Here is a 12,079-nt window from a genome sequence, read left to right on the forward strand (position 1 = left end):
CCGGGCCAGGGTGATTCCGGATCGCCCGGGCCCGCCCCGGCGCGACAGGATCCTCGGCATGACGACATCGCGGCGCACGCTGCTCCTCGGACCTCTCCTCTTCGGCGCCTACGGGCTGATCCGCGTACTCGACGGCCTCGACGGGGAGCGCGGGCCCGGCCTCGCGTGGACGGCAGGCCATCTGTGCTTCCTCGCCGGACTCGGCTTCTTCGTACGGGGGTTGGCGGCTCTGGTGCCGTCGCGGGACGGGCGGCGCGACCCGTGGGCGGTGGGCGGGGCGGCGCTCGCGCTGGCGGGGGCGGCGGCGCTGACCGTGCAGTTCGCGGTGGACGTCGGCGCGGGGATGATGGCCGCCGATCACGCGGCGATGGCCGAACTCAGCGACAGGTTCGGCTCGTTGCCCGGCGCGCAGGCGCTGTTCTACTCGTTCGGACCGCTGCTGTTCTTCGTGGGGCAGGCCGTGCTCGCGGTGCGGCTGGCCGTGCTGCGGGTGCTGCCGGTGCGGGCGCCCGTGATGGTGGTGGCGGCCTCCCTGGCGCCGCTGGGCGGGCCGGATCTGGTGCCGGTGGCGGCGCTGCTGCTGCTCGTCGCCTACTGGCCCTCGCCGGCCGCCGCGAGCGCCTCCCGTACGGACCTGACCAGCGCCTGAGCGCGCGGGTCGGCGGTGACACCGCGCTGCATGCCGTTGGTGACGTAGCCGAAGGCGATGCCGGTCTGCGGGTCGGCGAAGCCGAGGGCGCCGCCGCGTCCGGGGTGGCCGAAGGAGCCGGGGCCGAGCAGCGGGGACGCGACGCCGTGCAGCATGTAGCCGAGGCCGAAGCGGGACGGGGAGATCAGGACGCGGTCGGGTCCCGCGGAGACCTCGGCGCGGGCCAGTTCGACGGTCTCCGGGGTGAACAGCCGCGTCCCGCCGTCGACTTCGCCGATGAGGGAGGCGTAGAGGCGGGCGAGTCCGTCGGCGGTGCCGATGCCGTTGGAACCGGGGAGCTGGGCGGCGCGGTAGGCGGGGTCGTTCTCGTCGGGGGCGGGCGTGATGGTGTCGAAGGCGCGGCGGGTCTGCGAGGCGGGGTCGCTGTACGCCTCGACGATGGCCCGCTTGGGGCGCGAGCGCGGGGCGCCGGGCACGGCGGGCGCCTCGACGGGGCCGACGCGTCCCACGCGGTGGGCCTGGCCGGCGGGGAGCCCGATCCACAGGTCGGCGCCGAGCGGGGCGGCGATCTCCTCGGCGACGAACGCGCCGAGGGAACGGCCGGTGACGCGGCGCACGAGTTCGCCGGTGAGCCAGCTGAACGTCTGGGCGTGGTAGCCGTGCGCGGTGCCGGGTTCCCAGGCAGGGGGCTGCGCGGCCACCGCGGCGGCGGCGAGGGCGTGGTCGGCGGCCTCGGCGGGGGTGAGGGTGCGGTCCAGGGACGGTACGCCCGCGCGGTGCGCGAGGACGTCCCGTACGCGGGTGTTCTCCTTGCCGTGGGCCTTGAACTCGGGCCAGTACGTGCCGACCGGGGCGGTCAGGTCCAGGTCGCCGCGCTGGTGCAGGAGGAGGAGGGCGGTGGCGGCGATGCCCTTCGTGGCGGAGCGCAGGATCTGGGCGGTGTCCTGGGTCCAGGGGGCGGGGGTGTCGACGTCCCTCGTCCCGGCGTGCAGGTCTACGATCCGGTGGCCGTGCCGGTAGACGGCGATTGCGGCGCCGCGCTCGCCCTGAGTATTGAAATTACGGGCGAAAGCGGTCATCACGCCTTCGAAACCAGGGCTTACGGTGCCGTTCACTGCGATATCCACGGCGTTTCCAACACGCCGGCGCTCCGGATGATTCCGAGTCCTCCAGCGCGGGGCGCTTGAAGGGGCCCTCGGGTTGTCCGTCACCTGCGGCCCGGTGGGGCCTGGTCGCGCAGTTCCCCGCGCCCCTGGAGGGGCGACTACGTCGCCACCTCCTCCCGGGCCCCGACAGGGGCGCGGGGAACTGCGCAACCTCAGCTGCAAGCAGCCTCCGCTGGAGAACTCCCCAGGGGCGCGGGGAACTGCGCGACCAGCCCCCACCCACCCGCAGGTGAAGGACAACCCCAAGGGGCACCGCCCGCCCCCGGACCGGCCGCACGATGAAGCGTTACGTGATGACCGACTTGGGGTCGAAGCCGTAAGGGAGTTCCAGGCGATGCGCGTTCATGAGGGACGCGTCCGTGAGGAGATCCGCGGTGGAACCGTCCGCCGCGATGACCCCGTCACTGAGGATGAGCGCCCGGGGACACAGTTCGAGCGCGTACGGCAGGTCATGCGTGACCATGAGGACCGTCACGTCCAGCGCCCGCAGAATGTCCGCCAGCTCCCGCCGGGACGCGGGATCGAGGTTGGAGGACGGCTCGTCCAGGACGAGGATCTCCGGCTCCATGGCGAGCACCGTGGCGACAGCCACCCGGCGCCGCTGCCCGAAGGAGAGATGGTGCGGAGGCCGCTCCGCGTACTCGGCCATGCCGACGAGGGAGAGCGCCTTGTGGACGCGGGCCTCCAGTTCGGGCCCCTTCATCCCGGCCGCCGCCGGCCCGAAGGCGACGTCCTCGCGGACCGTGGGCATGAACAACTGGTCGTCGGGGTCCTGGAAGACGATGCCGACCTTGCGCCGGATCTCCGCCATGTGCCCCTTGTCGACGGGCAGCCCGGCCACCCGCACCGTGCCCGCGCCCCCGCCGAGGATGCCGTTGAGGTGCAGGACGAGGGTGGTCTTGCCGGCGCCGTTGGGCCCGAGCAGCGCGACCCGCTCGCCGCGCGCGATGGAGAAGTCCACGCCGAACAGGGCCTGGTGGCCGTCGGGGTAGGCGAAGGCGAGGCCGGAGACCTCCAAGGAAGGAACTGTCACAGCGCCCATCCCATCAGACAGACGCACAGGGCGAGGACGGGGAGGGCCAGGGCGTACGACCACTGCGTGCGCGTGGCGCGGATGTCGTCGATGACGGGCATCGACCCGGCGTAGCCGCGGCTGACCATCGCCAGGTGGACGCGCTCGCCGCGCTCGTAGGAGCGGATGAACAGGGCGCCCGCCGACTTGGCGAGGACGCCCCAGTGGCGGACGCCGGACGCCTCGAAGCCCCGGGACTCGCGGGCGATCCGCATGCGCCGCATCTCGTCGGTGATGACGTCCCCGTACCGGATCATGAACGAGGCGATCTGGACGAGCAGCGGGGGCAGCTTGAGGCGCTGGAGGCCGAGGAGGAGTTCGCGCAGTTCGGTGGTGGAGGCCAGCAGTACGGACGCGGCGACGCCGAGGGTGCCCTTGGCCAGTACGTTCCACGCGCCCCACAGGCCGCTCTCACTGAGCGACAGGCCGAGGACGTGGACGCGCGGCCCCTCCGCGACGAACGGCATGAGCACGGCGAACGCGACGAACGGCACCTCGATCAGCAGCCGCTTGAGCAGGAAGCCGGCAGGGATCCTCGCCGCGTACGCGACGGCCGCGAGGAGCACGGCGTACAGCGCGAACGCCCACATGGCCTCGCGCGGGGTGGACACGACCACCACGACGAAACAGAAGGTGGCGGCGAGCTTGGTGTGCGGGGGCAGCGCGTGCACGGGCGAGGCGCCGTGCCGGTAGAGGCGGTGGGCGTGTCCGGCACCCATGTCAGACCGACGTCTTCTCGGGCGCGCTCACTTCGGTGGAGGCCGCGTCGGCGGTAGGGCGCCTGCGCAGCGCCCAGAAGATCCCGGACCCGGCGACGACGGTGACGCCGACGCCGATGACGCCCGCGAGGCCGCCGGACAGGCGGGCGTCGGTGATGTCCTTGACTCCGTAGTCGGCGAGCGGGGAGTCGGCGGAGGCGTGCGCGCGGGTCTTCTTGTCGATGCCCTTGTCGTGGGCGACCTTCTCCAGGCCGTCGGGGCTCGCGGAGGCGTAGAAGGAGACGAACCCGGCGAGCACGAGGGAGGTGACCAGCCCGGTGATCCAGATCTTGCGGTGCGAGCGGGCGGCGGCGGGGGCGGGCGCGGCCGCGGGGGCGTCGACCAGTTCGCCGCCGACGCGGAGCTTGAGCGGCTGGGTCAGGCCGCGGGCCCCGTACACGAGGTCGGGGCGGACGGCGACGGCGGCGCCGACGGTGAGCGCGGTGATGACGGCCTCGCCGATGCCGATGAGGACGTGGACGCCGACCATGGCGGTGGCGACCTTGCCGAGGGAGACGTCGGTGGTGCCGCCGAGGGCGTAGATCAAGGTGAAGACGACGGCGGCGGCCGGTACGGAGAGCAGGGCCGCGGCGAAGGAGGCGATGGTGATCGAGCGGCGGGTGCGCGGCAGGATCTTCACCAGGCCGCGGAAGACGAGGTAGGCGACGACGGTCGTGGTGATCGCCATGTCGGTGATGTTGACGCCGAGCGCGGTCAGGCCGCCGTCGGCGAACAGGACGCCCTGCATGAGCAGCACGACGGACACACAGAGCACGCCCGTACAGGGCCCGACGAGTATCGCCGCGAGGGCGCCGCCGAGGAGATGGCCGCTGGTGCCGGCGGCGACGGGGAAGTTCAGCATCTGCACGGCGAAGATGAACGCGGCGACCAGGCCGGCCAGCGGCGCGGTCCGCTCGTCCAGTTCGCGGCGCGCGCCGCGCAGGCTGACGGCGACGGCGCCCGCGGCGACGACACCGGCGGCGGCCGAGACGGGCGCGTTGATGAATCCGTCGGGGACATGCATGGGGGCACTCCGGCGTTCGGTCGGCAGGTGAACCGTTCGATGATAGTGCCTTGTTGCGAACGGCTTGCAAGAGCGCCCGGAAGTCAACAGAGGGTGTTCCATTCGGGCCGATCGTGTGAATATCCTGGCCCTGAATTGTGAACATATGGGACATTAGAACCATGAGCCCGGTCGAGCAGTTCGTGGAGCAGTACGCCCGTGCCCGCGTCGTCACCGAGTCCCCCGACGCGCCCCGGGCCGTCCCCGTGGTGCTGCGCTACGACGGCGGGCAGGTCCGGATGTCCCTGCCGGACACCGGCGTCTGGTCCTTCCCCCGCGACCTGCTGGAGCGGGGTCTGCGGGCCCCCGCCGCCGGCGAGGGCGTGCGGATCTGGCCCTGCGGCCGGGTCCAGACCGTCATCGAGGTCCCCGCACGGCACGGGGTGACGCTCGTGCAGCTCGACGCGAAAGCACTGATCCGCTTCCTGCGCCGCACCCACACGGCCGTCACCCCGGTGCCGACGACCCCCTGAGGGGGCCGCCGGCGATCACACCTCCGCGCACCGGCTCACGCGTACCGTCGTATGCGTATCGCCGTGCGCGTACCGGCTTACGCGTCGACCAGCTCGCGCTCGCCCTCGGGGCGGCCGGAGTCCGTGTGCCGGGCCAGGGCCTCGCCCTCGACGTCCACGTTGGGCAGCACCCGGTCCAGCCACTTCGGCAGCCACCAGGCGCGCTCGCCGAGCAGCGCGAGGACGGCCGGCACCAGCGTCATCCGTACGACGAAGGCGTCGAAGAAGACGGCGATGGCGAGGCCGAAGCCGATCATCTTGATCATCTGCTCCGAGGAGCCGATGAAGCCCGCGAACACCGCGATCATGATGACCGCCGCCGCCGTGACCACCCGCGCCCCGTGCCGGAACCCGGTCACGATCGCCTGCGCGGGCCGCTCCCCGTGCACGTACGCCTCCCGCATGCGGGTCACGAGGAAGACCTCGTAGTCCATCGCCAGGCCGAAGACCACGCCCACCATGAAGATCGGCATCATGGACATGATCGGGGTGGCCTGCTCCACGCCGAACAGCGAGCCGAGCCAGCCCCACTGGAAGACGGCGACGACGGCGCCGAGCGCGGCGAGCACCGAGAGCAGGAAGCCGAGGGCCGCCTTGAGCGGGACCAGGACCGAGCGGAAGACCACCATCAGGAGCAGGAACGCGAGGCCGACGACGAGCGCCAGGTAGGGCACGAGCGCGTCGTTGAGCTTCTGCGACACGTCGATGTTCATCGCGGTCGAACCGGTGACGCTCAGCTCCGCGCCCGCCGACGTCTTCAGCTCCTTGCCCTCCGCGCGGATCGCGTGGACGACGTCCTCGGTCTGCGTCGAGGAGGGCTTGTACTTCGAGATGACGGTGACGATGGCCGTGTCACCGGCCTTGTTGAAGGCCGGCGGGGCGACCGCGGCGACCCCGTCCACGCCCTTGATCGTCTTCACGACGGTGTCGACGGCGGCCTTCGGGTCCTTGGCTCCCTGGGCGTCGACGACGGTCAGCAGCGGGCCGTTGACGCCGGGGCCGAAGCCGTCGGAGATCAGGTCGTACGCCTTGCGCTGAGTGGTGTCGGCGGGCTGGACGCCGTCGTCGGGCAGGCCCAGCTGCATCGAGGCGACCGGCACGGCCAGCGCGCCCAGGCCGATGACACCGGCGAGCAGCACCATGACCGGGCGGCGCAGCACGAAGCGGGCCCAGCGGGTGCCCATGTTGGGCTTGGCCTCGGCCTGCGCGGCGGTGTCGCCGGTCGTGGCCAGGTCGAGGTTCTTACGGGCCTTGCGGCCGTGCACCCGCTTGCCCGTGTAGCCGAGCAGCGCCGGGATGAGGGTCAGCGCGATGAGCACGGCGATGGCGACGGTGCCGGCGGCGGCGACGCCCATCTTGGTGAGCATCGGGATGTTGACGACGGCGAGGCCGACCAGCGCGATGACGACGGTGAGCCCGGCGAAGACGACCGCGGAGCCCGCGGTGCCCACGGCCCGGCCGGCCGCCTCCTCGCGCTCACGGCCCTCGGCCAGCTCGCCCCGGTAGCGCGAGACGATGAACAGGGCGTAGTCGATGCCGACCGCGAGGCCGATCATCATGGCGAGGGTGGACGTGGTCGAGCCGAGGTCCAGGGCGCTGGCGAGCGCGGTGATCGTGGAGACGCCGATGCCGACGCCGATCAGCGCGGTCAGCAGCGGCAGCCCGGCCGCGATCAGCGAGCCGAACGTGATGACGAGGACGACGGCCGCGATGCCGATGCCGATGATCTCGGTGGCGCCGGTCTCCGGCATGGCCTGGAGCGCGTCACCGCCGACCTCCACGGTCAGGCCGCTGCCCTTCGCGTGGTCGATGACCTCCTGGAGCGCGTCGCGGTCCTTGTCGGTCAGCTCCATCGAGGAGACCTTGTAGGACGCGGACGTGTAGGCGATCCGGCCGTCCTTGCTGACGGTGCCCGTGGTGTACGGGTCGCTCGCGGACGCCACCTGCTTCGAACTGGACTTGATCCGCGCGACGGTGTCCTGGACGTCCGCCTTGTTGCCGGCGTCGGTGAGCTTCTCGCCGGCCGGCGCCTTGAAGACGACGCGGGCGGTCGCGCCGTCGGCGGCCGACCCGGGGAAGCGCTGGTCGAGGAGGTCGAACGCCTTCTGCGCCTCGGTCCCCGGGATGGAGAACGAGCTGGAGGCGGCGGTCGGCGCGGACGCGGCGCCCACGCCCGCGAGCGTGAGCAGGGCCACCCAGATCAGGGCGACGAAATGGCGTCGGCGGAAGGCGAACTTGCCGAGTTTGTAGAGGAACGTGGCCACGGAGGCGTACTCCCGGTCGGGTCGGGGCTTACGGGCAGGGGTCATCGGCCCGACGACGTGAGCGGTCGTGCGTCAGGTGCGGGGCGGGGGGTGCTGGTGGGTCGGTCGGGGGTCAGACGCCGAGGGCGGGGAGGACCACGGCGTCCAGGTAGGAGGCCAGGAAGGCCTGGGTCGGCGGCTGCTCGTCGATGAACGTCCGGGTGACGAACGCGCCGACCAGCATGTGGATCACGAAGTCCGCCGCCGGGCAGTCGGGCGGGATCTCGCCCCGGGCCACCGCCCGCTGGAGCATCCGGTCCAGGCCGGACACCTCGGGGGCGATCACCCACTCCTGGAACGCGGCGAGCAGATCCGGATTGGTGTGCACCGCGACCATCAGGCCGTGCATCAGCGCGCTGTTGCGCTCCATGAGGCAGTCGTCCTCGCGCCGCGCCATCGCGTGCAGGTCGCCTCTGAGCGAGCCGGTGTCGATCTCGTCGAACTTCGGCTTCTGCTGGCGCAGGGCCTTGACGACCAGTTCGGCCTTGCCGCCCCACTGGCGGTAGAGGGTGGCCTTGCTGGAGCGGGTGCGGGTGGCTACGGCGTCCATCGTCAGGGCGTCGTAACCGACCTCCCTGAGCAGGTCGAGGACCGCGGCGTACAGCTCCGCCTCACGTTCTGGTGTGAGTCGGGTCCTGCGCCCCGTGTCGACGGCCATGTCCGCCCCTTCCTGTTCTTCCGGCCCCCAATCTACCGCCCGCCTTATCGAAACGAAACGGTTTCGTACGTGCCCTCCACCACACCCATACGCTCCGCATAAAGCCCATCTGACGCCGAGGCCAGCCCCGCAAGGGGGCGCGGGGAACTGCGCGAGAAGCCCCACCGGGCTGAACTGGACGCACAACGATCACGCACCCGGCACTGAACCCCGGGGCTCCGCCCCAGACCCCGCTCCTCAATCGCCGGAGGGGCTTGAATTGACCGGCGCTGAGACAAGCCCCGTCAGGGGCGCGGGGAACTGCGCGAGAAGCCCCACCGGGGCTGAACCGGACGCACAACATCGACCTGCCCGGGGCTGGGATTGCCGGGTTCGCGGTTGCCGGGGGGACCCGGAGGGAAAAGCATGGGGGCGTGAGCGACGTGACGACGACAGAGGACGCCGGCGCCAGGGACGGGGCCTACCTGAGATTCCCCCACCTGAGCGGCGAGCGCCTGTGCTTCGTGGCCGAGGACGACCTCTGGACCGCCCCCCTGGACGGCTCGGCCAGAGCCTGGCGCCTGACGGCCGACCGCACCAAGATCGGCCACCCCCGCTTCTCCCCCACCGGCACCCACATCGCGTACACGACCTGGCGCAGCCTGGACCCGGAGATCCACCTCACCCCGGTGGACGGCGGCCCGGCCCGCCGCCTGACCTACTGGGGCAGCGCCGACACGCAGGTCAGGGGCTGGACCCCGGACGGCGACATCCTGGCGGTCGCCTCCCACGGCGAGCCGTTCTCGTACTTCACGTTCGCCTACAGCGTCCCCACGGACGGCTCCCCCGGCGGCAAGCTCCCCTGGGGCCCGGTCTCCGACATCCAGGTCGCGGACATCGACGGGGAGCGCCGCACGCTGCTGCTCACCGGCACGCCCCCGCACGAGCCCGCCGCGTGGAAGCGGTACCGGGGCGGCGCGCAGGGCCGCCTGTGGGTGCACGGGCAGCGGGTCCTCGCGGACCTGGACGGCCATCTGGACGCCCCCATGTTCGTCGGCGGCAGGATCGCGTTCCTCTCCGACCACGAGGGCGTCGGCAACGTCTACTCCTGCCTCCCCGACGGCAGCGACCTGACCCGGCACACCGACCACGACGCGTTCTACGCCCGGCACGCCTCGTCCGACGGCACCCGAGTGGTCTACCAGTGCGCCGGCGACCTGTGGATCCTGGACGCGCTCACCCCCGACTCGCGCCCGCGCCGCCTGCGCGTCAGGCTCGGCGGCCCGCGCAACGGCCGCCGCCCCTACCAGGTGCCCGCCGCCCAGCACGTGGACGCGCTGTCCGTGGACGAGACGGGCCGGGCCAGCGCGGTCGTCGTACGCGGCAGCCTGTACTGGCTCACCCACCGCGACGGCCCCGCCCGCACCCTCACCGACACCCCCGGCGTCCGCGTACGCCTGCCGGAGATGCTCGGGCTCGGCGGGCAGGTCGCGTACGTCACCGACGCCGAGGGCGAGGACGCCGTCGAGATCGCCTCGCTGCCCCGCGCGAGCGGCGACCGCCCGCCCCGCAGGCTCGCCTCGGGGGAACTGGGCCGGGTGCAGGAACTCGTCTCCGACCCGGACGGCGAACGCCTCGCCATCGCCTCCAACGACGGCCGGCTGCTGCTCCTGGACACCGGCGAGGAGTCCGCGGGCGAGGTCACCGAGCTGATCCGGTCCACGAACGGCCCGGTCCGCGACCTCGCCTTCTCCCCGGACGGCGCCTGGCTGACCTGGTCGCACCCCGGCATCGGCCGCTCCCTGCGCCAGATCAAGATGGCCCGCATCCAGGACCGTACGGTCGTCGACGTCACCAACGGCCGCTTCGAGGACGAGAACCCCGTCTTCACGCGGGACGGCCGCTACCTCGCGTTCCTGTCGTGGCGCGGCTTCGACCCGGTGTACGACGTGCACACCGGCGACCTGTCGTTCCCGCTGGGCTGCCGCCCCTACCTCGTACCGCTGTCGTCGGCTACACCGTCCCCGTTCGCGCTCTCGCCCGACGGGCGCACCGCCGCCGGCGGGCTCGACCCGGTCGAGGACCGGGGCGGGGGCAGCACGCTGGCCTCCGCCGCCGGGGGCGGCACGCCGATGGTGGAGATCGAGGGGCTCGCCAACCGGGTCGTGCCGTTCCCGGTCGCCGCGTCCAAGTACTCGGCGCTCACCCCGGTCAGCGGCGGCGGCCTGGTCTGGCTGCGCTGGCCGATCTCCGGCGCGCTCGGCGAGACGTTCGCCAACCCGGCCGACACCTCCTCGCAGCCCACCCTCGAACACTTCGACCTGGCCAAGGGCAAGCGGACCCAGCTCGTCGACCACATGGACTGGTTCGCCGTCAGCGGCGACGGCTCCCGGCTCGTCGTCGGCGACGAGGCCGAGCTGCGGGCCGTGCCCGCCACCGAGCCGGGCGACGGCGACACGACCGTCTGGATCGACCTGCGGCGCATCCTGCACGAGGTGGACCCGGCCGCCGAGTGGCGCCAGGCGTACGCGGAGGCGGGCCGCATCATCCGCGCCTACTTCTGGGCCCCCGACATGTGCGGCATCGACTGGGACGCGGTCCTCGCCCAGTACCGGCCGCTGGTCGAACACGTCGCGTCCCCCGACGAGTTCGCCGACCTGCTGCGCGAGGTACTCGGCGAACTCGGCACCTCGCACGCCTACGTCTCCGCCGCCCGCCGCAACGAGGGCCCCCCGCACTACCAGCGCGCCCAGGGCCTGCTCGGCGCCAACTTCGCGTGCCGCGACGGGCGCTGGATCCTCGCCCGGATCCTGCCCGGCGACTCCTCCGACTCCAAGGCCCGCTCCCCGCTGGCCGGCACCGGCATCCGCGAGGGCGCGGCCCTCACCCACGTCGACGGCCGCCCGGTCGACCCGGTCACCGGGCCGTTCCCGCTGCTGGCCGGGGCGGGCGGCACGACCGTGGAGCTGACGTTCACGCCCGCCGAGGGCACCGGCCGCGCCCGCCGCGTCGCCGTCGTCCCCCTCGTCGACGAACGCCCCCTGCGCTACCAGGACTGGGTCGCCAAGCGCCGCGCGGTCGTCCGGGAGCTGAGCAACGGCAAGTGCGGCTATCTGCACATCCCCGACATGGGCGGCTCCGGCTGGGCCCAGTTCAACCGCGATCTGCGCATGGAGGTCTCCCGCCCCGCGCTCATCGTCGACGTGCGCGGCAACGCGGGCGGGCACATCAGCGAACTCGTCGTCGAGAAACTCACCCGGAAGATCATCGGCTGGGACCTCACGCGCAACGCCCAGGCCGTCTCGTACGCCTCGAACGCGCCGCGCGGCCCGGTCGTCGCCCTCGCCGACGAGGCGACCTCGTCCGACGGCGACATGATCACCGCCGCGTTCAAGCTCCTCGCGCTCGGGCCCGTCGTCGGGCAGCGCACCTGGGGCGGTGTCGTCGGCATGACCGGCCGGCACCGGCTCGGCGACGGCACGGTCATCACCGTGCCGATGAACGCGGCCTGGTTCCCCGAGTACGGGTGGAGCATCGAGAACCGGGGCGTCGACCCCGACATCGAGGCGCTGCGCACCCCGCTCGACTGGGCCGAGGGCCGGCACGCGCAGCTCGACGACGCCGTGCATCTCGCCCTCGACCTGCTCAAGGAACAGGGCGCGCTCACCCCGCCGGACTACTCCGACATCCCCGACCGCCGCCGCCCCCGCCTCCCGCCCCGCTGACCCGTCGCCCGTACGGCGGGAGCGCACCCCCGTTCCGTTCCCGTATGGGCGGGAGCGCGTCCCCGTACGGGCGAGGCGGCTTCCCCGTACACGAGCACGCGCACACGCCCACACGCGCACACGTGCACGCACACGCGCGTGCACGGCAGAAGACCCCCGCCCGGCGTCCCGGGTGGGGGTCTTCAGAAGTCCTG

At 72.6% G+C, this 12,079-nt stretch carries 9 protein-coding genes; 3 read left to right on the plus strand and 6 right to left on the minus strand.

From position 1 onward, the window contains the following. The first annotated feature begins 58 nt into the window (after positions 1-58). Entirely contained in the window at positions 59-649 is a 591-nt protein-coding gene (locus ACZ7LY_RS23435; protein ID WP_471626624.1) for a hypothetical protein, read from the plus strand. On the opposite strand, the gene ACZ7LY_RS23440 is transcribed toward ACZ7LY_RS23435, so the two are convergent. The 4 genes from ACZ7LY_RS23440 to ACZ7LY_RS23455 all read right to left on the minus strand — a co-directional run bounded on the left by ACZ7LY_RS23440 (position 592) and on the right by ACZ7LY_RS23455 (position 4,669). Continuing rightward, positions 592-1,728 carry a serine hydrolase domain-containing protein gene (locus ACZ7LY_RS23440; RefSeq protein ID WP_471626625.1) on the minus strand — a complete coding sequence of 379 codons (1,137 nt, stop codon included), beginning with the start codon at positions 1,726-1,728 and terminating at the stop codon, positions 592-594. The two genes, ACZ7LY_RS23435 and ACZ7LY_RS23440, sit on opposite strands and share 58 nt — an antisense overlap. A gap of 373 nt (positions 1,729-2,101) precedes the next feature. After that, the gene (locus ACZ7LY_RS23445) at positions 2,102-2,857 is read right to left on the minus strand and encodes an energy-coupling factor ABC transporter ATP-binding protein (protein ID WP_471626626.1); all 756 of its coding nucleotides are present in this window, start codon (positions 2,855-2,857) and stop codon (positions 2,102-2,104) included. Beyond that, a complete protein-coding gene (cbiQ, locus tag ACZ7LY_RS23450) occupies positions 2,845-3,606 on the minus strand; it encodes a cobalt ECF transporter T component CbiQ (protein WP_471626627.1) in 762 nt (253 codons plus the stop codon). The genes ACZ7LY_RS23445 and cbiQ overlap by 13 nt, the downstream gene beginning before the upstream one ends. A gap of 1 nt (position 3,607) precedes the next feature. Next, entirely contained in the window at positions 3,608-4,669 is a 1,062-nt protein-coding gene (locus tag ACZ7LY_RS23455; RefSeq protein WP_471626628.1) for an energy-coupling factor ABC transporter permease, read from the minus strand. Between the two features lie 161 nt (positions 4,670-4,830). Here ACZ7LY_RS23455 and ACZ7LY_RS23460 point away from each other — a divergent pair, with 161 nt between their 5' ends. Further along, on the plus strand, positions 4,831-5,181 hold the full coding sequence (locus ACZ7LY_RS23460; RefSeq protein ID WP_471626629.1) for an SsgA family sporulation/cell division regulator: 351 nt from the start codon (positions 4,831-4,833) through the stop codon (positions 5,179-5,181). A 77-nt stretch (positions 5,182-5,258) separates the two neighbouring features. Here ACZ7LY_RS23460 and ACZ7LY_RS23465 read toward each other — a convergent pair whose 3' ends face one another. Next, positions 5,259-7,484, minus strand: a complete 2,226-nt coding sequence (locus tag ACZ7LY_RS23465) for an MMPL family transporter (protein WP_471626679.1) — start codon at positions 7,482-7,484, stop codon at positions 5,259-5,261. A gap of 112 nt (positions 7,485-7,596) precedes the next feature. Further along, on the minus strand, positions 7,597-8,181 hold the full coding sequence (locus ACZ7LY_RS23470) for a TetR/AcrR family transcriptional regulator (RefSeq protein WP_471626630.1): 585 nt from the start codon (positions 8,179-8,181) through the stop codon (positions 7,597-7,599). A 413-nt stretch (positions 8,182-8,594) separates the two neighbouring features. On the opposite strand from ACZ7LY_RS23470, the gene ACZ7LY_RS23475 reads away from it, so the two are divergent. Further along, positions 8,595-11,885, plus strand: a complete 3,291-nt coding sequence (locus ACZ7LY_RS23475; protein WP_471626631.1) for a S41 family peptidase — start codon at positions 8,595-8,597, stop codon at positions 11,883-11,885. Positions 11,886-12,079: the final 194 nt, after the last annotated feature.

The sequence above is a fragment of the Streptomyces sp. NPDC107550 genome, from assembly GCF_055639095.1.